The organism is Acinetobacter sp. ESBL14 (assembly GCF_036668815.1).
GTDB classification, from domain to species: Bacteria; Pseudomonadota; Gammaproteobacteria; order Pseudomonadales; family Moraxellaceae; genus Acinetobacter; species Acinetobacter gyllenbergii.
The window spans coordinates 1,433,980-1,455,634 of sequence record NZ_JAZEVS010000001.1 but is presented as its reverse complement, the minus strand read 5'-3'; the positions used below and the strand labels follow the sequence as shown (position 1 = coordinate 1,455,634).

Here is a 21,655-nt window from a genome sequence, read left to right as displayed (position 1 = left end):
CCTAAAATCTTTTCCAGCGATATTTTTCTATGCCATCAAGGAACAACAGTGTTGCGAGTAAATCTGCTGCGCCGCCTGCAGAAGCTCGAATGGCCAATAAGTCCTGTTCGAGTTGTGACAGGCGTTGTTGACCTTGAAGCGTCGAACTACCGCCAAGTGCCAAAACCTGTTGTGCACCAACCTGCATTTGATGTAATCCATCTAAACCTGCTCGATGAATCACGCATGTATCCGTTAGTTGCCCCATCATGGCCAGTAAGGCATCAAGTCGAGCCGAAGACTCTGTGGCACCCTGAATCCGACTATGATGCAATTGGGTTAATCCATATTGTCTAATAACTGGAAAACCTTGTTGAGCTTGCTGTTTTGCGCCATTTACACCAAATTTTTGTCGGACACGTTGTCCATGTGTCAATTGTTGTTTTGGGATAAAGCGGTCTTCGATTCGAGCTAACTCACTGGCTGTTTTACATAACACATCAACTGTGCATGTGTTTTGGTTGAATAGCGTTAATGCCGCTGATGTCACCATTAAACCCATCGACCAAATCGCACCACGATGTGTATTTATGCCTTGCGTAACTTGCAGCATCCGATGCTCACCATAGCGACCTAATTGGCCTATATCTTCTCTCAGCGCAGTACAGACATCCCCATGCAGTTCAGCGGCTTCAGCCATCGCTTTAAACATTGGAAATAAGCACTGGGCCGAAAGTTCCATTAACTCAAGGTTTAAATCATCGTGTGCACCACTTCCGCGTTGATCAACCAAAGCCGGTTTAGGGGTTAAATTAACCTCATCAATTAATGCTTGTACGGCCATATCAGCGAGAAATTCTGCTGTGTTAAAACCAGTCTGTTTTAGAAGCGCATTCATTACCAACTCCTAAATTTTGCAGGTGGTTGATACAGTCCGTCAGACCATGTCACTAGATCGGCAATATTTTTCGCAGCCAATAATTCACGTGTTGCATCGGTACGGCGAATGCCAAGATCTTCCGGAAAAACAACCAACCCTTCTTGGCGTAATTGCTCTGTTTTTTTCGGATCATGATTTAGGCCAATATCGGTAACACCCGCGACAGCAGCAATCATTGCCTGACGTTCTTCCAAGCTCCGTGCTTTATAAAGATAGGCAATCCCTTCCTCCGTAAGCAAATGGGTCACATCATCCCCATAGATCATAATGGGGGCTAAAGGCATCCCTGCTTTTTTCGCGACATCAACAGCATCAAGTCTGTCTACAAATGTTGGTTTTCCCCCTTCCTGAAAGGTCTCGACCATCTGTACAACTAATTTTTTCCCACGAGCTAGATAGGTGTCAGTCTCATCCTGACTTTCGATCCGCATATCCATCCAAGCCGCTGTTGCATGTCTACGACCACGTGGATCATGTCCCATATTCGGAGCTCCACCAAATCCCGCTAAACGGCCTTTGGTTACGGTTGAAGAATGGCCGCTGCCATCGACCTGTAAGGTTGCACCAATGAATAAATCGACAGCATATTGACCAGCAAGCTGACACATCATGCGATTTGAACGTAAAGAACCATCACGACCTGTAAAAAAAATGTCTGGGCGTGCAGCAATATACTTTTCCATCCCCAATTCAGTGCCAAAACAATGCACACTTTCAACCCAACCCGTTTCAATCGCAGGAATTAATGTTGGATGTGGATTTAAAGTCCAATTCCGACAAATTTTTCCTTTTAAACCCAGCGATTCGCCATAGGTTGGTAAAATTAATTCAATTGCCGCCGTATTAAAACCAATCCCATGATTGAGCGACTGCACTTGGTGGCGTTCATAAATTCCACGTATCGCCATCATGGCCATTAAAATGTGAACAGGTTTGATGTGCTTGGGATCACGCGTAAACAATGGTTCGATATAAAAAGGCTTATCTGCGACTACGACAAAATCTACCCAAGATGCAGGAATATCAACCCGAGGTAGATCTTGTACATCATCAACAAGCTCATTCACCTGAACAATCACAATGCCATCACTGAAAGCAGCAGGTTCAATTAATGCAGGTGAATCCTCTGTACTTGGACCTGTATAAATATTGCCGTGACGGTCTGCCATGAATCCTGCAGAGAGGACAACATTTGGGATTAGGTCAACCAATAACCGTGAGTACAGTTCAATATAGGTATGAATCGCACCAATCTCGAGTAATCCATCCTCAAGTAGTTGGCTAATGCGTAGGCTTTGTGTACCTGCAAAGGAAAAATCGAGTTTACGTGCAATCCCTTTTTCAAATAAATCCAAATGCTCAGGACGACCAACACTTGGCATAATCATATGTAAATGATGCAGGGTCTTGGGATTTACTTGTGCAAGCGCACGCGATAAAAAGTCAGCTTGTTTTTGGTTGTTTCCTTCCAATACAACTTTATCGCCTGAGCAAATCAAGGTTTCCAAAACTTGAATAATATTCTGTCGAGGAATGACCACACCATCAGCATATTTACGCGCCCGCTCTAATTTCAATTGTTTCGCATGTCGACGTTTTGTCCATAGATTTGCTTTGTTCTGAACACAATCTTCCATGTGCTTTTCCTTGGTAACGATGACTTGACTTACCTTATAAAAAGCTTTTTCTAGATTTGGATCAATCAACTGAAATGTTATATTGTTAACTTAAAGTTAATGTTTTGTTGCTATGCTCCTTTCTATTTATATTTGGAAAATTTAATTTCAGTTCAGATGAAAAGCGGTATAAAATTGATTTATCTATTTGAAATTATTATTTTTATTAAAATTAAAGATTCACAGATGAGCTATGACTTAGTTTGGCTTATGTGCGCCAATTGAATTTAATTGAAATGTGATTTAAGGTTTTTTGCACTTTATGTGCTTTACCAAATATTGATCTAAATGTTTCAGTGCAATGTTAATGCTGGATTACAATATTTCTTCTGAATAACGATCTCTAGCTTGTACAGATAGAGCATGCAAGATTAATCCATAATATTGCCCTAGCGCTTCAGGATCGCTGTCTTACTTGAGTTGTCCCTGCCTACTTAAAATGTTGAACTAGGCTCTCAACACGTTCAAGGCGTTGCTATTTCATCCAGTCTAGAAGATTTTGATTCTCGCCACTCAATACAACACTGGCCGCAGAAACCAGATACAACCATTTTGGGTTGTGAATATGACCCTCTCCACCATGATGGAGAAAAATATACAGAGAAATTACGAGCAGCTGGTGTCAATGTGAAATTTCATTTATTTGATGGCATGATTCATGGTGCTATACATATGATCACCATCGCTCCTGAAGCAAAATCGATCTACCCAAAAGCAGGTAGATAATCGGTTACAACATCCATTGTTTACCCAGTTTATGTTGTTGGCGCTTCAAAGTGAGACCAATTCTTTTAAGATAAAATCAATAAAAACCTTCATTTTTAAAGGCTGATAATTTGAAGCAGGATAAAGCAGAAAAAAAGGACGCGTACTGCGGCCATGCGCTACCAAGACCTCTTTTAATGTTCCTGTTCTCAATTCTTCTGCTACTGTAAAACGATAGACTTGCATTAAACCCAGTCCCGTTTTAACCAAAGTCAATGTTGATAAGAAATCATCTTTACAGGTTATTGATCCCTTTACGTCAACTGACCTCACTTGTCCTGCATCGTTTAATAACCAAGGCGCGAGCTTGCCTGTACTCGGCATTTCAAACTGGATGCACTCATGCATTTGTAGCTGTTGTATGGATGTTGGCGCTGCATTTTTGGCTAAATATTCTGGGCTTGCCACAATGCAAAGTTCAGCATCTTCTAACTTTCTAGCAATTAAACTCGAATCAGGTAAATGATTACCACGTATTACGAGATCATATTGATCTGCGGTTAAATCAACATTCCGATTACTCACATGGATCTCAAGTTTAATTTCTGGATAGTGTTGATGGAATTTATTGATTATCGGCAATAAACGAAAATGAGCATACGGTGTTGGAACACTAATCCTAAGTAAACCTGATGGGGCCTCTTGTTCTCCTGCAATCTGTTTTTCTGCTTCTAAGAGCTGATCAATCGCTTGGCGGCAGAAATAATAATAACGTTGCCCTGCCTCGCTTAAACGTAATTGTCGGGTGCTTCGTATAAAAAGTTTGACCCCCAAACGGCTTTCCATACGGGCAATTGCACGACTGACAGCCGCAGGTGTAAGTCCTGCAGAAATTGCTGCTGCAGTAAAACTTCCTTGTTCTACAGTTAGGCAAAACAGTTCTAAGCTACCAACTTGCAGATCATCAAAATTACGATTCACATTGAACAACCTATTACATGATGTAATAAGTTAATGGACTTTTACTGTATTTTTCAACTGTTATTTTAAATATACAGTAGCTCTATCTCATTTATAGCTTAATCCTTATGTCTACCCAAAAAACCGTAATCGTTACAGGTGCCTCAAGTGGTATTGGTTTTGCAATTGCAAAAGCCTACATCGAACGTGGCTACAATGTGATTGCAAATTCGTCCAAGCTTGAAAATTTAGAAAAAGCCTATCAATCCTTGGGGAGCCCTGCAAATTGCCATTTGATTGCTGGAGATATCTCCAAACCTGAAACGGCTCAATATCTATTCCAATATGCGGAACAACAATTTAATCAAGTCGATATTCTGATCAATAATGTTGGTATCTTCATTGCAAAACCGGTTGCTGAATATACGACTTTAGACATTGATCAGATGTTTGATATCAACTTACGCAGCTTTATTTATAGTTCACAAGCTGCTGCCCAACATATGACTCAATTCAAAAGCGGGCATATTGTTAGCATTACTGCAGCACTGGCAATGCAGCCAAATGCAAAACTTCCTGCACTCTTGCCAGTCCTGACCAAAGGTGGCCTAAACAGTGCAATAAAAACGTTGGCCTTAGAACTGGCGCCTATGAACATTATGGTGAATGCAGTTGCCCCAGGTGTAATTGAGACCCCGATGCATGATGATAATGCAGAGAAAACCTTCTTAAAATCGATGGCACCCACCCATCGTTTAGGACAATCACAGGATATTGTTGACGCTGTGCTTTATTTGACAGATTCAACATTTGTCACAGGGAGCATACTGCCCGTTGATGGTGGCTCTAGCGCAGGTACTTGGTAGGAGAACAACATGCCATATGTCAATATTAAAGTCACTGATGAAGGTGTCACGCCAGTACATAAGCAACAGCTTATTGAAGGAGTAAAGGAATTATTATATCAAGTTTTAGGGAAACCTCATGCAACAACCTTTGTTGTGATTGATGAAGTTAGTACAGATAATTGGGGTGTTGCAGGAACAACAGTAACTGCGCTTCGGCAGGCATCCTTGTCTGAACCCAAATAATCAGCTTGTCATATCCAGATCCTCTGCATTGTTTCCTATCAGTAAACAATGCACTGAAGGAATGTCAAAAGTCAGTGAATTTATTCATGTTATATTGGCTCGCACATGATTAAGAAAGAAATACTCCTCAACTCAGATAAGTGAGTATGCAATGAATAAAGGAGGCTGAATATTAAAAACTGATTGCAGAAGCTATGCTGCAATTTAGCATTTAAATCTCTAGTTAAAGATTGAATGATCCCTCTTGAATCAGCGCAAAAAAGAGACGCTTTAACTAGAGATTAAAGCTATAAAATCGTTTTAATCAGTCAATAATAAATCTGAGATACTCATCCTATAAGAGTAAACAGCTATAAAACTCAACAATCTCATCTCTCGATGGGCTTTTCTATACTTAAATCTATATTTAGATATTGCTATTGCACCAAGTTTTCAGATCACTTTGATTCGTAACAGTACTTTAGCTCAGCTTTTCAGTCTTCTTTTTAATTAAATTGACTTTCAGTTCATTTTTAACCTAAAATAAAAATGAACACAAAATCATTTTTATTCATACAATGAAACCAGATACAACAACCAAGCGCCAGCGCAGTCCCAGCCTTGAAAAAACGCAGGCAACCAAAGAAGCAATTCTTCAGGCCGCACGAATCCATTTTGCCGAAGTTGGCTTTGCCAAGGCCAAAGTTGGCGATATTGCTACAAAAGCGCAAGTTGCCAATGGAACAATTTATTCTTATTTCAAGACTAAAGACGAACTTTTTGAAGGCGTTATTGAAGATATTCTGCATCAGGACCTTCGCTTAATTAAGGCCGATGATTTGCAGGAACAACAAAGTGTTTATTCTTTTTTGTTAGAACACTTGGATAAGATTGTCGGTACGGTTGAAAAATCAGGCCGAGATGGTATTTCCCGCTTAGTGCTTAAAGAAGGTGAAAATTTCCCAAATATTAAAGAAATTTACTTTCAGCGTGTGCTTTCCCCCTACTTGGTCGAGTTTGAAAAACTCATTGAAATTGCCATTAAACGTGAAGAAATTGCACCCGTTAATCCGAAGGAATTTTCGCTATTATTGATTGCGCCAACCTGGATGGGCGTCCTCTATAATGGCATGTTACAAAGTACTGAAACAGTCAATATCAATAATCTGTTCCGTACCAACCTCTATGCCTTGTTTCATGCCAATATAGAAAGAACTGAAAACGCCTATGCTCAGTTTCATACCAACTTCCATAAGCTTGAATAAAGCTTTTTCTATCTAAGCTTCTCGGAACGATCAGCAGCCCGCTCTCGTTCTTTTTTGCATTTTAGTTATCGAACTATAGGGTTTATTCACTATAGCGGATGTTTTCATCTCAAAATTTGTGAAGCAGAGATTTCTGTTATGCAGCGAACACCTAAATACCTTGAACCAATGCCAGATTGGACGGATGTTGAACGCCCAGCCTTGATTGGTTCGCCTGCGTCTATCGAGCATCCTACGCGTTTACGGATTAGCTACTTTTTGATTGGTATTTTCATTGCACTTTCTGCCAGTCTGGGAAATAGTCTGGTCGTTGCCAATGCCTTGTTATTTCAAGGTGAATTTGCTTTAACACCCAGTGAAGCTGCATGGTTGCCTGCTGCATTTGTCATGGGCAATACCGCTGCCAATCTCTATGTGATTAAGATTCGACAACAGTTTGGTCTACGTTTATTCGCTGAAATTAGCCTATTGCTCTGCTGTCTGTGTATTGGTTTGCATCTGCTGGTGAATAGCTACGAAATGGCACTGATGGTCCGTTTTTTTGCGGGTGTCGTTGCAGCACCACTCACTTCCATGAGTGCACATTATGTGATTCAGTCTTTCAAAAAGCCCTCTGCTTTAAAAGGGATCTACGTCATTTTAGGTGCTCAGCAATTGGGACTCCCGCTTGCATGGATCATCTCTCCAGCGATTACTCAAGGCGAAGGCTGGACTGATCTGGCTTATTTCGAATTAGGACTGTATGTATGCTGTCTGGCGATGGTGGTGAGCTTAAAACTTCCACGTAGTATTCGTGCAGTTGTCTTGGAAAAGGCCGATTTTTTCCCCCTACTCTTTATTTTCCCTGCAATTACCTTGTTGAGTGCAGTTCTGGTTCAAGGTCCTATTGTCTGGTGGTTGGATGCCTCATGGATTGCCTACGCTCTAGCGCTTGGATTTGTGTTGTTGGTGATTGGACTGGTGATTGAACACCATCGTCAGCATCCGCTGATTGTCACGCATTGGCTGACCATGAAATCAACGTTGACCTTTATGATTGGTGCATTTTCGATTCGGATCATGATGTCTGAACAAAATTATACTGTGGGTCATTTTTTACAGACCATGGGCTTAAGACCCGAACAAATGGTGGGCTTATATAGCATGATTGGTCTTGGTGTGCTGGTGGGTACCATTGCCAGTATTGTGACCTTTAAACAACACCTGCTCATGCAACAACTGGTGTTTGCCGAGTTGCTGATCTTGGTGGGTTGTGGTCTGGATTTAGGTCTGACCCATGATATTCGCCCACATGATTTATACCTCTCACAATTCTTAATCGGCTGTGCTGGCGGTATTTTTATGGGGCCACTGGTCCTGATTGGCTATTTTAGAGTGTTGCAACATAGTCAATGGAGTGTCGTGACCTTCGCTGTACTATTAGGTGTCACTCAAAACTTGGGTGGCTTGATTGGAAGCTCTTTCTTTTCAACCTATCAACAGCATCAACTCCGCATTCATCAAAATGAGATCTATACAAATTTAGATCCAACCAATCCTGCTGTTGCGCAACGACTGCAACAATATGAGCATCAAGCGCAAAGCATAAATACAGATCCTGCATCTAACCAAAATCATGCGCAAAAATTGCTGAATCAGACGGTCAGTCAGGAAGCACAAGTTTTGGCATTTAACGACGTCATTAAGATCAATGCATTGCTTGCAACGCTGGTTTTTATATTCGGTGTCGGCACCTTGTTGTGGACACGTTATAGCGCACGACTGAACAAATAATGAGTAATTAATATGGCTGAGCAAGTACAAACTACAGAAACTGCAACTCAATTTAGTTCCAAGCTAATCAAACCGAAAACCTCAACGTTAATCTTAATGTTGTTGGTGTTGATCGTTGGGGTATTATTGATTTTCCGTGCCTGGCATGTTTTCCCCTTTTCATCGTCAAGTGAACAAACGGATAATAGTCATATTAAAGGTCAAACTACGGTTTTATCCTCACAAATCAATGGCTATATCAAATCGGTTTTGGTCAAAGACTTTGATCATGTAAAAAAAGGGCAACCTTTATTGATCATTGATGCGCAAACCTATGACCAGAAAGTGACTCAGGCGCAATCAGCCGTTGAACACGCTAAAAATGATCTGGCCAACCAACAACAAACCATTGCTCAGCGACAAGCCGATATTTTGGCTGCACAAGCAAAAGTCGCGCAAATACAGGCGGAATATCAACTTTCTGTGTCAGAGTCGCAACGTTATCGCCAACTTGGGGACTCAGGTGCAGCATCAAAATCAGAACGAGACCAAGCGCTTGCCAATGAAAAAAACAATCTAGCAGTATTACAGCAAGCTGAAGCCAATGTGCTGGTAGCCAAAGAAGCGTTAAAAACAGCCCAAGTTTCCAAAGCAGGTCTGCAAGCTGATGTAAATAGTACACAGGCTCAGCTAGAACAGGCACAAACCACCAAAAACTATAGTGTCATTTATGCACCAATGGATGGACAATTAGGTGAGGTTAATCCGCGTATTGGACAATATGTTGCGGTTGGTTCACAACTCCTTTATTTGATTCCACAGCAGACTTGGGTCATTGCCAACTTTAAAGAAACTCAACTTCAGAACATGCAAATCGGACAAAAGGCCAGCTTTACAGTCGATGCATTAGGACATCAGACGTTCACTGGACATATTGAGCAGATTTCGCCAGCCGCGGGTTCTGAGTTCAGTGTGCTCAAACCTGACAATGCAACAGGCAATTTTACCAAGGTGGTACAACGTATTGCGGTTCGGATTGCTATTGACCCTGAACAAAAGGATCTAGCTCGTTTGCGTCCTGGAATGTCCGTGATTACTCGGGTCGGAAATTAAATTGCAATTGGAGTAACCGTATTTTACTCACGATTGAATTGCTCAGGCGCTGATAGATGATCAAAGTTTTCTTTCAGCGCTGTAATTAATATATTTAGCAACGGTGCCTGTTCTCGTCGATGCGGGTAATACAGATAAAAAGGTTCATAGGTATGTCGCCAATCTTTCAGCACCTCTTCCAGTTCACCACTTTCTATATACGGTTGCACCATATCAATCGGTAGATATGAAATACCAACACCGCTTTTCACCGCCTGTAACATCGGGGTAATGGTGGTGAATGTAATTTTGGATTCCACTTTCACACTTTGAGTCTTATTGCCTTGGGTAAACTGCCAACGGAACATGGCACCATGCGTGGGTAAACGTAAATTAATACAATCATGCTCAATCAAATCTTTTGGATGTGTAGGTCGACCCTTTTGATTTAAATAATCGGGTGTTGCCACGGCCAGCATTGCAATTCCGTGGCTGATTTTTACTGCAATCATGTCTTTGGAAACCAATCCACCTCGACGGATGCCTGCATCAAAACGTCCATCGACAATATCGGTCAAACCATAATCAGAGGTCATCTCTACCGCAATATCAGGATATTTTTTTATAATTTTTTCCACAGCTGCCCAGAGCACACTTTGAATGGCGTATTCATCCGCATTAATACGTAAGGTACCTGCAGGATTTTCTCGCAAGGCGCTGATCTGATGCAAACCATGTTCAATATCTTCAATCGCAGGCTGAACCAAATTGAGCAGATATTCCCCTGCTTCGGTTGGTGACACACTTCGGGTGGTTCGTGAAAGGAGTTTAATACCTATTCGCTCTTCCAGATTACGCATGGTCTGACTAATGGCAGATTGGGAGGTGCCCAGTTTTGCAGCCGCTCGGGTAAAACTACGCTCTTGTGCAACAATGAGAAAGACCTGTAGATCATTTAAATTTTCTTTCATTATTTATAAGTATTCAGTATAAGTCCTATCTAATTATAACGGATTATCATTATAAATCACCCTTGCTAACATTGTTTTTATCAAATGAACACGTGAATAAAGCAATGAAAAAAGTCTGGTTAATCACAGGTGCATCTTCTGGTTTAGGTCAAGCACTTGCACAAGCAGTTATTGCTCAGGGTGATTTGGCCGTGATCACGGCGCGACGTCTAGATCGCTTACAACAAATTGCATATGGCCATGAAGATCAAGTGTTAGCAGTTGCACTTGATGTTACTGATGCTACTGCACGAAGCCAAGTGATTGAGCAAGCCATTCAGCATTTTGGACGTATTGATGTGCTTGCCAATATTGCTGGGCGTGGTGTAGTGGGCGCATGTGAAGAATTTAGTCTGCAACAACTACGCGAGCAAATGGAATTGAATTTCTTTGCCGCCGCTGAAATGACTCGTGCGGTGTTACCGCAGATGCGTCAGCAAGCATCAGGTCATATCTTGACCCTGAGCAGTATCGCTGGGCTAGTGGCCATGAATGCAGCAGGTCCCTATTGTGCTGCCAAGTTTGCCATTGAAGGCTGGACTGAATCGCTTGCACTGGAAGTCAAAGCACTGGGGATTCATGTCACTTTGGTTGAACCAGGTGCATTCCGTACTGAGTTTGCAGGCGATGTCAATATGCGTCCAGCTCAGCACATTCCGGCCTATCGAGCTATCGTAGAACCATTTGAGCAATATTTGGAAGGTTCATCGGGTAAACAACTTGGTGATCCTGCCAAAGCTGCGCAACGCATGCTTGAAGTCGTTGAAAGTGCAACACCACCTACCCGTCTAATGTTGGGTCAGGATGCTTTTTCAATCTGGGATCAAACCCTTGCAACACGAACCCAAGACATTGATTCATGGCGCCAAAAAGGCATCGAAACCGCATTTGACGATGCTGAGTTTGTCGAAATCCAGCTTTAAGCCTTACATCTCATTGGAGTTAATCAAATGAAAAAAATCCATTTCAATCAGCAGAATATCCAAATTGCAGCACATCTTTATCTCCCCCATGATTTTAATGAAACACAACAATATGCCGCCGTCATTTGTGGGCATCCTGTCGGTGGAGTGAAAGAACAAACGGCGCATATCTATGCACAAAAACTTGCGGAGCAAGGATTTATTGCACTGACTTTTGATGCTGCCTATCAAGGTGAAAGTGGAGGGAAAACCCGTCAACTCGAAAATCCATATCAACGTGTTGAAGACTTTCGTGCTGCCATCGATTATTTAGACATCTTGGCTTATGTAGATGAGAGTCGCATTGGTATTTTAGGCATCTGTGGTGCGGGTGGATATGTCATTCATGCTGCCATTATTGATCATCGTATCAAAGCGGTAGTTGGTGTCAGTGCAGTAAATATAGGTGATCTGTATCGTCAAGGTTGGTATGGAGATAATCAGGCAACCGCTTCTGATCAAACCGCCATTTTAGATTCAATTGCACAACAGTTGACGGCAGAAGCACAAGGTGCAGCAATCGCTCTGTCACCTTGGTCACCTGAAAGCCTCGAAGGTGTTGACGATCCCGAAATGCGTGAAGCCTATGATTATTACCGTACCACTCGCGCCCAACATCCAAATGCGCCAAGTCAAGGCACCACAACGTCAACAGCAGTATTGATGAGTTACGATGCCTTTCATTTTGCAGATCGCTACCTGACTCAACCCTTACTTATGGTTGTGGGAAGTGAGGCAGGTTCGGCATGGCACAGTCAACAACTGATCAAAACCGCAGCGGCACCTCAAAAAGAACTTTTTGTGATTACAGCTGCAAATCATTTTGATCTATATGATCGTCCAGATGCTGTAAATGAAGCTGTAGAAAAAATTGTACCTTTCTTTCAGCAATCTTTATCAGGTCAATAAGGAGAGCATCAGATGAATCGTTTAAATGATAAAGTGGCCATCATCACAGGTGCTGGTAGTGGTACTGGAATGGGCGCTGTCACTGCCCGTTTATTTGCTCAGCAAGGTGCGAGTGTGGTGATTACCGCCAGCCAGCAGCGTGTACAAGCGATCAAAGACTTGTCAGATGAACTGAACCAACAAGGCCTAAAAGCAACATACGCCATTCTAGATGTCACCAATGAAGTGCAATGGCAAGAAGTGGCAGCACATACCATTTCGACATTCGGAAAAATTGATATCTTGGTGAATAATGCAGGTACACCAGGACCACGTGATGGATGGACTGATACCGATATTCAAGATGTGTTGGCTGTGATGGATGTCAATTTAAACAGTCAATTCTTAGGCATTAAAACCGTGATTCCATTTATGCAACAAGTGGGCGGTGGTTCGATTGTCAATATTGGTTCTGCAGCAGCAGTGATTGCTTTTCCTGATGTGAATCCAGGGTATGCAGCTTCGAAGGGTGCATCACGCATGTTAAGTAAATCAGCAGCAGTCGATTTGGCGAAAATGAATATTCGTGTCAATACGGTTTTGCCAGGATTGATTGCCACTCCGATGGCAACCCATTTCACTGAAGATGAAGAAGCGATGCAACATTTACGTACAGCCATCCCTGTTGGTCGTGCAGGGACTTCAGAAGAAATTGCCTTTGCCGTGCTGTTTCTTGCCAGTGATGAAGCCTTTTATGTCACAGCAACCGAACTCTTGGTTGATGGGGGGTATACTGCAATTTAGCCATTCATTTGTTATATCAAGCTTCCTGCCCTAAGGTCAGGAAGCTTTTTTGTGGCTAAATTTTAGAATGGTCTGATGAGAATAAAAGCAGTGCTATGTTGTGTTTATTCATAAGTCGTACTTATTAAAGCAATCAAAAATAACCCTCTAATCAAGATAAATCAGCAATGGTACATTTATTTCATCAACTGATTCCCTCTATGTGGAGCTTAAACGATGAAAAATGTAACCTTCAAAAATAAAAGCATCGACGTATCAGCAACGATCCGTTTTCCAGAAGGCTTTGATGAAAATCAGAAATATGCTGCGATTGTATGTGCACACCCCATCAGCAGCTGTAAAGAACAAACAGCAGGTGCAATTTATGCTGAAAAATTAACTGCGGCAGGCTTTGTAACTCTTGCCTTTGATGCATCTTATCAAGGTGCCAGCGGCGGTGAACCTCGTTTCCTTGAAGACCCTGCAACCCGTGTTGAAGATTTTCGTTGTGCCGCCGACTATCTCACAACTTTAAATTATGTCGATGAAAACCGCATTGGCGTCCTCGGTGTTTGTGGTGGTGGTGGCTATGCGGTAAATGCAGCCATGACCGAACGCCGCTTTAAAGCTGTGGCAACCATCGTCGCTGCAAACTATGGTCGTCTGATGCGTGAAGGTGATCTCAGTCCAAATGCAGCAATCAATACTCTTGAAGCAATTGCAGCTCAACGTACAGCTGAAGCACGTGGAGCAGAAGCATTTATCACCCAATATATTCCAAACTCGCAGGCAGAGCGTGAACAAGCTAACATTCAGGACATTGATATCCAAGAAGCCATTGACTACTACAAAACACCACGTGGTCAGGCAGCAGGTTCAACCAACCAGTTACGTTTTTCAGGTTTGGCTGCCGCTGTTGGTTTTGATGCTTTCCATTTGGCTGAACACTTACTCACTCAACCCTTACAGATTGTCGTAGGTGATCGTGTTGGTGCTTTTGGCTCATATAAAGATGGTTTTGAACTGTATAACAAAGCCGCCGCTAAAGATAAAAATATCTTTGTAGTTGAAGGCGCCAGTCATTATGAACTTTATGACCAACCTGAACCTGTCGCAAAAGCTTTAGATGTGGTTATTCCCTTCTTTCAAAAACATCTTTAATCCTTTCGCGTGAATACGATGAATAGCGCGTATTCATGCTCCTTTTATTAAACTCTGAAGATCTAGAAATGCTATGAAAACTGTCCTTATTACTGGTGCAAGTTCAGGTATTGGCAAAGCCTTGGGTTATAAATTCGCTGCTGAAGGCTTTAACCTGATTCTGGTTGCCCGTCGAGCGAGTGCTTTAGAACAAATAAAGCAGGACATTGAAACGACATATCAAGTCAGTGTTCATGTGGAAAGCTGTGATTTGGCAGTCCTTGGCAATGCACGGCACCTGTATGAAAAGCTAAAAACATTGCAAATTGATGTGATGATCAACAATGCGGGCTTTGGTGATTATGGCTTCCCTTGGGAAGTTAATCTGGAAAAAGCCAATAACATGATCGACCTGAATATTAAAGCCCTCACAGACTTATCTTTACTCTACGTCAAAGATTATGCAGATCGAGAAGCAACCTTAATCAACACGGCTTCGATTGGTGGCTATGTACAAATTGATATTGCCGTGACCTATTGCGCCACAAAATTCTATGTGGCTTCCTTCACCGAAGGTCTAGCACTAGCGATGCAATCACAAAACAAAAAAATGCGGGTCAAGGTCTTGGCACCTGCTGCAACTCGTACTGAATTTGTTGATCAAGCCTCATATCAAGGTGGAATCGACGGTGAGACTTTATTTAGCCCTGAAGTGTTTATTTCTGCTGAACAATTGGCTGAATACGCCTATCAGCTTTATCAAAGCGATCAAGTGGTTGGCATCGTCAATGAAAACAATCTATTCGACTTAAAAAATCCTGTTTATCCTCAACTTATAATGGATACTCTCTCATGAAAACTTATGCATATGCGGCTTTGGAACAAGGTTCCACCCTAGTTCCTTATATTTTAGAGCGCCGTGAATTACGTCATGATGATGTGAATATTGAAATTCTCTATTCAGGTGTTTGCCATTCCGATCTGCACATGGCAAAGAATGATTGGGGACGTACGGTTTTCCCTTTAGTGCCTGGTCATGAGATTGTCGGTAAAGTAATTGCGATCGGCAAGGATGTAAACAAGTTTAAGATAGGCGATCATGTCGCTGTAGGAACATTTGTGGATAGCTGTATGCATTGTGATCAATGTCATAAAGGTGAAGAACATATGTGCCGTGAAATCTTGACCGAAACCTATAATGGGCAGGATCGTATGACTGGTGAAAATACTGCTGGTGGTTATGCCAAACATATCGTGGTGAAAGAACACTTTGTTTTGCATGTGCCTGATCGCTTGGATTTATCACGTGTTGCACCTTTGCTCTGTGCAGGAATTACCACCTATTCCCCATTACGAACATGGAATGTAGGACCAGGAACACGTGTTGGCGTGGTGGGTTTGGGTGGCTTAGGACATATGGCGGTGAAACTGGCGGTCGGTTTGGGTGCCGAGGTAACGGTTCTGAGCCGATCAAAACAGAAACAAGCTGATGCCTTACAACTGGGTGCAGATCGTTTTCTCGATACCGCTGATTCAGAAGCTATGCAACAGGCACTCAATGCCTTTGATGTGATTATTGATACTGCTCCAGTCAAGCACGATATTAATCCTTATATTCCCTTACTGGATATTGATGGCACCTTTGTTGTGGTTGGGCAGTTAGGACAACTGGATGAACTTTTCACTGTTCCTGCCATTATGGGACGTCGTCGAATAGCGGGCTCAATGATTGGCGGTATTGCCGAAACACAGGAAATGTTAAATTTCTGCGCCCGTCAAAATATCTTGCCGGACTGTGAAATGATTCGGATGGATCAAATTAATCAAGCATTTGAACGTTTAGAACGTTCTGATGTCCGCTATCGTTTCGTGATTGATATGGCGACCTTATCCGCTCATACAGACTAAATCATTGATCTTTATATCTAACCGAAACAGACGACTTCGGTTAGATCTGTTTTTTGATCAATATAAAACCACATCAAATACGTCATTGCTGATTAAATCAATATTCCTTATATCAATTTTATATCCGTCTAGATGTCTATAAATTGATCCAGCCTAGGTTTTATCTCCTGATATTGCTTTTTGATCGCTAATTCCATGAACTCAATTTGAAGCTGTTCTTGTGCAATCATATAGTTGAGAAAGGCTCTATCTTCAACGCTTCCGAGCGTACGAACTTTTTTTAAGTTTTCCATATAAACTATTGTCCTTGTGTGAACCAACTGTAGCAGCTGATTAAGGAATAAAGCGGGTATTGAACTCATTGTCCATGCTTTTGCCTCAGTCAGAAAAGATGGCGATGCATCCAAACCTAATTTGTGTGCATACGCCGCATAACGAGGGATATTAAATTGTTCCAATTTTCTATATGCATCCCAAAAGACATATTCAGCTGTACCTTGCATACGTATAGAAATACGCGTAATTGCATTTAATGCAAAAGCTCGATTCTGTAATTCATATTGAATGCCTTGCATAAATTGCTTAGACGACATTACAGTTCTCCATAACCGATATTCAAATTCAGACTGAGCCAGACATACCTTATCTAATCAGGAGGTTTGGCTCAGATCTCACCCAATTTTCTTATTTGTTTATGATTTCTTTTGCTGCGCGAATACCTGATTGTAAAGCGCCATCTAAATAACCACTCCATTCCGTTGCCGTTTCTGTCCCAGCCCAATGAATGCGACCAAAAGGTTGTCTAATACAATCACCATAAGTGGTCATGACACCAGCGGGCATATGTGCGACATATCCGCCTTGAGACCATTCTTCGGTTAACCAGTCTTGCTCCACATACTCCAAAGGATGTGCTGCTTGTTGCCCGAAGTAATAAACCATGTCTGCAATCACTCGCTGACGACGTGTATCAACATCCAGCGCATTTAATTCAATTGCATAATCACCCTCAATTAAACCGAGTAAAACACCATGATCTTTACCCGTTGTAGACTGATCAAATACCACACTAACAGCTCTATCCGTTGCAACTACAGCACCATTTAAATTTTGCTGTTTCCAAAATGGGCGGTTATAGGCCACATGAACTTTGATAACCGCACCCATGGTCATACTTTGTAGTAGTTTTTCACGTTTTACAGGAAGCGACGGCGTGTAATGAATCTTGGATGCCAGAACAGGTGGTGTCGCAATGATGATATTTTGTGCTTTATAGCGTTGGTTTTTGCATACCACATACACATGGTCTGTACACTGCTCAACAGCCAAAACGGGCGAATTTAAAATTAAATTGTCTTGTAATTGATCTGCAATCCGCTTGGGAATCTGCCATGCGCCCCCAATAAATTTATCTTGCTGCGCGCCGCCTTCTGTTGAGATTAACGATTCTAGACCATGGCCTTGCCTGAAATATTCTAGAAAAAATAGATAGGACAATTGTGATGTATTACAACAAAATAAGGCCCCAACAATTGTTCGAATAAAATCTCGAGCTCCATCCGTACGGACATTTTTTAAAATCCAGCTTTCGACTGTTTCAGCATCCCATAACTTGGCTTTTGCCGCCAACCATGGCGCTCCATGAGGTAAACTTTTAACCTCTTTATTCCAACGACGTTCTAATAAAGCGATTTCGATCAATGCACTGACAGGAAGTTTAGGGATATTCGAACGATAAGATTTGACCAAACCATTTCGACTCACTAAGCTCGCCCCTTTTACAAATTGAGGATATGTTTTTATGCCGAGCTCTTGCGCTTGGGACAACAATAATTTTTGTTGAGGACCGACCCATTGCCCACCTAAATCAATGGTCTCTCCATAAATTTCACCTGCTTTTGAGCGACCACCGACACGATCACGCGCTTCTAAAAGCAATACATCTTTACCCGCTTTTTTTAATTCCAATGCTGCTTTTAAACCTGCTAAACCAGCACCGACCACAATTACATCCCAGGCTTTTTCAATTGTTTGAGTATCCATCATCATTTCCTACTATTAAAATTATCATCCATATTTTAATGAACGCGTTCATTAAAATTAAATTTGATTTTATGGAACGTGTTCACTAAAATCAATAGCTATGGAAAATAATCAAACAAAAGCCCCCCGCCGTGGACGTCCTCCGCGAAGTCAGGAACAAATCGAAGCCAATCGAAATGTGATTATTCAGGCGGCCAGAGACTTATTTGCAGCACATGGATACGAAGGCGTATCTATGCGCAAAATTGCAGCCCAAGCAGACTGTTTACCTGCAACGCTTTACACCTTATTTCCAAGTAAAAGACAGTTACTGCACCATATTTGGGAAGTGATTTTTTTAGATTTAATGCTTGAGCTTGAACAATGCTACAACAACAGCCCTGAAGCAGCCCGACTAGAAAAGCTGTGTACAGCCCAAGTTGATTTTTGGTTAAACAGACCGAATGATTGCAGAGCCATTTTCCTTATTGAAGATCATCCGCAAAATGCAGACGAACATTATTTTGTCGATGCTTCGCAAGCCGTCCCTCAGCTAGAGATTTACACGCGTGCAATTCAGGAAGCACAAGCCCGTGGAGAAATACGTACAGGTGATGCCAATGAAATCAAGAACGTTCTACTCTGTAGTATGTTAGGGATTACCTTAAGTTTGATTGGCATCCCAGAATACCCATGGGGAAATCCGAATACGCTAAAAGAAATGACTATCAGTGCGCTGATACGTGGATTAAAATAAGGGAAAATATGACCGTTAAAGCAACTACACCAGAGCAAATTCCATATTTATTCCAAGCAGCTTGGAATGAACATGATATGGTGGCCTTTGCCTCGTTATTTGCTGAGGATGCAAGCTTTGTAAATCGTTTTGGACACTATGTAAAAGGTATAAAAGAAATTGTTGCCTTACATCTTCCTATTCATGAAACCATCTATCGTGATTCGACGCTTCAGAATGAAATCATAGAGCTGAGTCCAATTACCGATGATGTGGTCATTATCCATTTTTGGAGCAGATTAACCGCTGGCACTGCCCATCCAGCGGGTCCACATCAAGTCGATACATTAATTCTTGCTGTTCTCAGCAAGCAAAATGGTTTTTGGCTGATCCGCGCATTAGAAAACGTAACCCTCACCAATCCACGCACAGGTCAAACAATCTTAAGAGATGGCTAAAATTCAGAAACTACGATAATTCCCATGATTAGACGCTGGCGCTTTCAACTATCATTGAGGCAAAGCGTGCTGTTTGGCATGTAATTTTAAAATTCGTCTTAACTCCAGAATTGCTTCAGGTTTCTCTTGAATCGAATGCCCACCTTGGATAATTTTTTCTGATAATGCCCCTTCTAGATGCGAGCTGGTATATGGCACGATACCATCTGTCATTTTATTGGGGTCTTGGCTTTGCGTGATATTCCCCATAATTGAATGGTAGGCTAAACCCTTTATCGGTTGAATATCCTGACTCATTTTCATAAATTTAGACTGATAGCTTAAATCGCTCGGTCCATTTTCAATAAGGCCTGATCCAAGACTGTTTTTCATTTGCTGTAGGTCAATTTTCTTTTCTGTGACCGCAACCTCAGCTGCCGCTAAAAACTTACTCGGTAAATGAATAACTTTACGTAATGCCAGTGTAAACCAGCGATCCGCATAGGCCGTACCTTTATGTGGTGTTGCAATAAAAATAACGCGATTAATTTGATCAATTGGCTGGAAGATAAAGCGCTTACTGACTGCAGGTGAAAAAATAAAATCATGAGCTTTTTCATTATTAATCGCGTCTACAGCCTGCTGGCGGATATCGCCTTGCCCCATGATCAAGCGACTAATAATTCCTCCCATACTATGTCCAATCAGAACAGCGTCAGACATTGCAGCATCTTTAGGATCATGCATTGCAAATCCCTGCTTTAACAAGGCATAAATCTGGGCACGGCTTTCTAAAATCGGCATGTTGGTAGAATAGAAAACTTGCCAAACCTGATAATGCTTACGCAGGTTCTCATCTCCTAAAATATCATTCGTCAGCGCAATCCATGCCTCTGGGCTACTGGCTAAGCCGTGAATAAAGATAATGATTTTCTTATCTGGTTGATAAGGCTCCAGCATAAATAAATGCGGCATGCTGAGTTGCTCTTTACGATCAATTAAAGTCGTATAGCCCGTGCCGCCCAAATTATTTTCAGCCAACCAAAGACCGTATGGCGCTGAGTAATTGGCTGTTAATAAATAATTATCACCTGCGATTTTCACCTCATCATGGCGAAAGGGATCGATCAGCTTTATTTCTAGTGCAGCATCTCGAAGCAAAGCCAAATTTTTAACATTGCTCTGTTTTAATGGCTGCGCTACGGCAGTGACAGATAAATATCTCGCCGTATGAATATATGGGTTTTTCTTATTGGCATAGAAAGTTTCTGGATCATAAATATAGTCTGAACTAAAAAGCTGCTTATTCTTTGCGACTAACACAAACTCTGAACCAAAGCCATCGCGACGATTGACACTATAAAATCCAGAAAAACGCATATTGTAACTCGATTGCAATAACTGAATATCTGTCGTTGCAAGTTCAGGATAATCATCGAAATTAAAATGATAAAGGTGCTGATTAATCGGTAATTGTTTAGGAAAACGAGTAAATTGATAGCGTAAATAAGCAGTCGTGATCAATCGTGAAAGTGCCACATTATAAAAAAGCCGAACCTGCGTTTGCCTCTGATCAAAAATACGTTGTTGAGGTGTATGTTGCGTTTCAAACAAATAGGCATAGCTAAAACGAATACTCTGATCAAGTAAAGTCAGTACTTGATCTAAACACTGATTTTGTTTCATTGAATGCTGTCTTTCCAACAACGGCACATGACATTGTTTTTCTTCACTTAAGCGTAAAGCCTGAGCCAAATACACTTCACTGGCTGCAGCATAACGTTGTTCTTTATTATCAGTTAGTTTTTTTTCTAAAGTCTGTACACATCTATCGGGTTGATTGATACATTCATTTGCTGGAATACCAGCAAGAAGCAAAGTATTTTGTGAAGCATCGCTTAATTGAGGTCGCGTTAAGATGCTTTGAGTTTTATCGGTTAAGGATGCACTTAAACTTCGTTGTTGAAGTTTGACGAGCTGACAGGCAGATAAACTGTAAAAGAGACAAAGCAAAACAAGGCGCTTGATCAGAGTTCTTCTATTCATTGTCATGCGATTAATCCTCTGCAACACGCCTCCAAGCGTAGTTCTATCATTGCATTTCGAAGTTCAGTTCATTTTCCATGCAATAGACTGAACAAAAATAAAGGCTGATCGCAAGATAGCGTCACGTCTTAAATATCTAATCAATATTACAAAGTAAGCAAAAGAATACAGCAACATTATTAAGATGGATTGTTCTATCTATAATACAAAATAGAAGATGGGCTATTAGTCAAAGTCACAAATAAAAAAGACCAGTGAATCCGTTAACTGGTCTTTTTCCTATT

The 21,655-nt window shown here is 41.6% G+C and carries 20 protein-coding genes and 2 pseudogenes; 14 read left to right on the top strand and 8 right to left on the bottom strand.

All coding sequences use genetic code 11. The features are described 5' to 3' along the window. Position 1: 1 nt before the first annotated feature. The 3 genes and pseudogenes from V6E90_RS07160 to V6E90_RS07150 form a co-directional block, all read right to left on the bottom strand. The gene (locus V6E90_RS07160) at positions 2-877 is read right to left on the bottom strand and encodes a triphosphoribosyl-dephospho-CoA synthase (RefSeq protein WP_332604955.1); all 876 of its coding nucleotides are present in this window, start codon (positions 875-877) and stop codon (positions 2-4) included. Beyond that, positions 877-2,556 (bottom strand): malonate decarboxylase subunit alpha, encoded by a 1,680-nt coding sequence (gene mdcA / locus V6E90_RS07155; protein WP_332604954.1) that lies wholly within the window; start codon positions 2,554-2,556, stop codon positions 877-879. Before mdcA ends, V6E90_RS07160 begins: the two co-directional genes overlap by 1 nt. 354 nt (positions 2,557-2,910) lie before the next feature. Then, positions 2,911-3,136 (bottom strand): annotated as a pseudogene (locus V6E90_RS07150) (TetR/AcrR family transcriptional regulator); the annotation flags it as partial. Here V6E90_RS07150 and V6E90_RS07145 point away from each other — a divergent pair. Further along, positions 3,133-3,321, top strand: a pseudogene (locus tag V6E90_RS07145) (alpha/beta hydrolase fold domain-containing protein); the annotation flags it as partial. The pseudogenes V6E90_RS07150 and V6E90_RS07145 sit on opposite strands and share 4 nt — an antisense overlap. 45 nt (positions 3,322-3,366) lie before the next feature. Here the strand turns inward: V6E90_RS07145 and V6E90_RS07140 are convergent. Further along, positions 3,367-4,281 (bottom strand): LysR family transcriptional regulator, encoded by a 915-nt coding sequence (locus tag V6E90_RS07140; RefSeq protein ID WP_332604953.1) that lies wholly within the window; start codon positions 4,279-4,281, stop codon positions 3,367-3,369. A gap of 107 nt (positions 4,282-4,388) precedes the next feature. Here V6E90_RS07140 and V6E90_RS07135 point away from each other — a divergent pair, with 107 nt between their 5' ends. The 5 genes from V6E90_RS07135 to V6E90_RS07115 all read left to right on the top strand — a co-directional run bounded on the left by V6E90_RS07135 (position 4,389) and on the right by V6E90_RS07115 (position 9,460). Next, entirely contained in the window at positions 4,389-5,126 is a 738-nt protein-coding gene (locus V6E90_RS07135; RefSeq protein WP_332604952.1) for an SDR family NAD(P)-dependent oxidoreductase, read from the top strand. A gap of 9 nt (positions 5,127-5,135) precedes the next feature. Continuing rightward, positions 5,136-5,351, top strand: coding sequence for a 2-hydroxymuconate tautomerase family protein (locus tag V6E90_RS07130; protein ID WP_332604951.1), 216 nt, complete (start codon positions 5,136-5,138; stop codon positions 5,349-5,351). Between the two features lie 557 nt (positions 5,352-5,908). Then, positions 5,909-6,595, top strand: a complete 687-nt coding sequence (locus tag V6E90_RS07125) for a TetR/AcrR family transcriptional regulator (RefSeq protein WP_065341914.1) — start codon at positions 5,909-5,911, stop codon at positions 6,593-6,595. Positions 6,596-6,733: 138 nt separating this feature from the next. Then, positions 6,734-8,368: an MFS transporter gene (locus V6E90_RS07120; protein ID WP_332604950.1), complete on the top strand. Its 1,635-nt coding sequence runs from the start codon at positions 6,734-6,736 to the stop codon at positions 8,366-8,368. A 12-nt stretch (positions 8,369-8,380) separates the two neighbouring features. After that, positions 8,381-9,460, top strand: a complete 1,080-nt coding sequence (locus tag V6E90_RS07115) for an HlyD family secretion protein (RefSeq protein WP_332604949.1) — start codon at positions 8,381-8,383, stop codon at positions 9,458-9,460. Positions 9,461-9,483: 23 nt separating this feature from the next. Here the strand turns inward: V6E90_RS07115 and V6E90_RS07110 are convergent, their stop codons facing one another. Further along, positions 9,484-10,410: a LysR family transcriptional regulator gene (locus V6E90_RS07110; RefSeq protein ID WP_065341917.1), complete on the bottom strand. Its 927-nt coding sequence runs from the start codon at positions 10,408-10,410 to the stop codon at positions 9,484-9,486. A 104-nt stretch (positions 10,411-10,514) separates the two neighbouring features. Between V6E90_RS07110 and V6E90_RS07105 the strand changes: the two genes are divergently transcribed. The 6 genes from V6E90_RS07105 to V6E90_RS07080 all read left to right on the top strand — a co-directional run bounded on the left by V6E90_RS07105 (position 10,515) and on the right by V6E90_RS07080 (position 16,130). Then, the gene (locus V6E90_RS07105) at positions 10,515-11,372 is read left to right on the top strand and encodes an oxidoreductase (protein WP_332604948.1); all 858 of its coding nucleotides are present in this window, start codon (positions 10,515-10,517) and stop codon (positions 11,370-11,372) included. A gap of 27 nt (positions 11,373-11,399) precedes the next feature. Beyond that, positions 11,400-12,320 (top strand): alpha/beta hydrolase, encoded by a 921-nt coding sequence (locus V6E90_RS07100; RefSeq protein ID WP_332604947.1) that lies wholly within the window; start codon positions 11,400-11,402, stop codon positions 12,318-12,320. A 12-nt stretch (positions 12,321-12,332) separates the two neighbouring features. Then, the gene (locus tag V6E90_RS07095; protein ID WP_332604946.1) at positions 12,333-13,103 is read left to right on the top strand and encodes an SDR family NAD(P)-dependent oxidoreductase; all 771 of its coding nucleotides are present in this window, start codon (positions 12,333-12,335) and stop codon (positions 13,101-13,103) included. A 216-nt stretch (positions 13,104-13,319) separates the two neighbouring features. Then, positions 13,320-14,243 carry an alpha/beta hydrolase gene (locus V6E90_RS07090; protein ID WP_332604945.1) on the top strand — a complete coding sequence of 308 codons (924 nt, stop codon included), beginning with the start codon at positions 13,320-13,322 and terminating at the stop codon, positions 14,241-14,243. 73 nt (positions 14,244-14,316) lie between these two features. After that, the gene (locus tag V6E90_RS07085) at positions 14,317-15,078 is read left to right on the top strand and encodes an SDR family NAD(P)-dependent oxidoreductase (protein WP_332604944.1); all 762 of its coding nucleotides are present in this window, start codon (positions 14,317-14,319) and stop codon (positions 15,076-15,078) included. After that, entirely contained in the window at positions 15,075-16,130 is a 1,056-nt protein-coding gene (locus V6E90_RS07080; RefSeq protein ID WP_332604943.1) for an NAD(P)-dependent alcohol dehydrogenase, read from the top strand. Before V6E90_RS07085 ends, V6E90_RS07080 begins: the two co-directional genes overlap by 4 nt. 128 nt (positions 16,131-16,258) lie before the next feature. Here the strand turns inward: V6E90_RS07080 and V6E90_RS07075 are convergent, their stop codons facing one another. Together V6E90_RS07075 and V6E90_RS07070 are read right to left on the bottom strand one after the other, a co-directional pair. Continuing rightward, a complete protein-coding gene (locus V6E90_RS07075) occupies positions 16,259-16,723 on the bottom strand; it encodes a hypothetical protein (RefSeq protein WP_332604942.1) in 465 nt (154 codons plus the stop codon). Positions 16,724-16,814: 91 nt separating this feature from the next. Beyond that, on the bottom strand, positions 16,815-18,173 hold the full coding sequence (locus tag V6E90_RS07070; RefSeq protein WP_332604941.1) for a flavin monoamine oxidase family protein: 1,359 nt from the start codon (positions 18,171-18,173) through the stop codon (positions 16,815-16,817). 100 nt (positions 18,174-18,273) lie between these two features. On the opposite strand from V6E90_RS07070, the gene V6E90_RS07065 reads away from it, so the two are divergent. Both V6E90_RS07065 and V6E90_RS07060 read left to right on the top strand, forming a co-directional pair. Beyond that, on the top strand, positions 18,274-18,909 hold the full coding sequence (locus tag V6E90_RS07065; protein ID WP_332604940.1) for a TetR/AcrR family transcriptional regulator: 636 nt from the start codon (positions 18,274-18,276) through the stop codon (positions 18,907-18,909). Positions 18,910-18,917: 8 nt separating this feature from the next. Beyond that, positions 18,918-19,346, top strand: a complete 429-nt coding sequence (locus V6E90_RS07060) for an SgcJ/EcaC family oxidoreductase (protein WP_016540139.1) — start codon at positions 18,918-18,920, stop codon at positions 19,344-19,346. A gap of 51 nt (positions 19,347-19,397) precedes the next feature. On the opposite strand, the gene V6E90_RS07055 is transcribed toward V6E90_RS07060, so the two are convergent. Next, entirely contained in the window at positions 19,398-21,377 is a 1,980-nt protein-coding gene (locus V6E90_RS07055) for an esterase/lipase family protein (RefSeq protein ID WP_332604938.1), read from the bottom strand. Positions 21,378-21,655: the final 278 nt, after the last annotated feature.

Excerpts from the sequence above, each read along its gene's own strand:
- V6E90_RS07160 (WP_332604955.1), bottom strand. The coding sequence starts at position 877 with ATGAATGCGCTTCTAAAACAGACTGGTTTTAACACAGCAGAATTTCTC.
- mdcA (WP_332604954.1), bottom strand. The coding sequence starts at position 2,556 with ATGGAAGATTGTGTTCAGAACAAAGCAAATCTATGGACAAAACGTCGA.
- V6E90_RS07135 (WP_332604952.1), top strand. The coding sequence starts at position 4,389 with ATGTCTACCCAAAAAACCGTAATCGTTACAGGTGCCTCAAGTGGTATT.
- V6E90_RS07130 (WP_332604951.1), top strand. The coding sequence starts at position 5,136 with ATGCCATATGTCAATATTAAAGTCACTGATGAAGGTGTCACGCCAGTA.
- V6E90_RS07125 (WP_065341914.1), top strand. The coding sequence starts at position 5,909 with ATGAAACCAGATACAACAACCAAGCGCCAGCGCAGTCCCAGCCTTGAA.
- V6E90_RS07120 (WP_332604950.1), top strand. The coding sequence starts at position 6,734 with ATGCAGCGAACACCTAAATACCTTGAACCAATGCCAGATTGGACGGAT.
- V6E90_RS07115 (WP_332604949.1), top strand. The coding sequence starts at position 8,381 with ATGGCTGAGCAAGTACAAACTACAGAAACTGCAACTCAATTTAGTTCC.
- V6E90_RS07110 (WP_065341917.1), bottom strand. The coding sequence starts at position 10,410 with ATGAAAGAAAATTTAAATGATCTACAGGTCTTTCTCATTGTTGCACAA.
- V6E90_RS07105 (WP_332604948.1), top strand. The coding sequence starts at position 10,515 with ATGAAAAAAGTCTGGTTAATCACAGGTGCATCTTCTGGTTTAGGTCAA.
- V6E90_RS07100 (WP_332604947.1), top strand. The coding sequence starts at position 11,400 with ATGAAAAAAATCCATTTCAATCAGCAGAATATCCAAATTGCAGCACAT.
- V6E90_RS07095 (WP_332604946.1), top strand. The coding sequence starts at position 12,333 with ATGAATCGTTTAAATGATAAAGTGGCCATCATCACAGGTGCTGGTAGT.
- V6E90_RS07090 (WP_332604945.1), top strand. The coding sequence starts at position 13,320 with ATGAAAAATGTAACCTTCAAAAATAAAAGCATCGACGTATCAGCAACG.
- V6E90_RS07085 (WP_332604944.1), top strand. The coding sequence starts at position 14,317 with ATGAAAACTGTCCTTATTACTGGTGCAAGTTCAGGTATTGGCAAAGCC.
- V6E90_RS07080 (WP_332604943.1), top strand. The coding sequence starts at position 15,075 with ATGAAAACTTATGCATATGCGGCTTTGGAACAAGGTTCCACCCTAGTT.
- V6E90_RS07075 (WP_332604942.1), bottom strand. The coding sequence starts at position 16,723 with ATGTCGTCTAAGCAATTTATGCAAGGCATTCAATATGAATTACAGAAT.
- V6E90_RS07070 (WP_332604941.1), bottom strand. The coding sequence starts at position 18,173 with ATGGATACTCAAACAATTGAAAAAGCCTGGGATGTAATTGTGGTCGGT.
- V6E90_RS07065 (WP_332604940.1), top strand. The coding sequence starts at position 18,274 with ATGGAAAATAATCAAACAAAAGCCCCCCGCCGTGGACGTCCTCCGCGA.
- V6E90_RS07060 (WP_016540139.1), top strand. The coding sequence starts at position 18,918 with ATGACCGTTAAAGCAACTACACCAGAGCAAATTCCATATTTATTCCAA.
- V6E90_RS07055 (WP_332604938.1), bottom strand. The coding sequence starts at position 21,377 with ATGACAATGAATAGAAGAACTCTGATCAAGCGCCTTGTTTTGCTTTGT.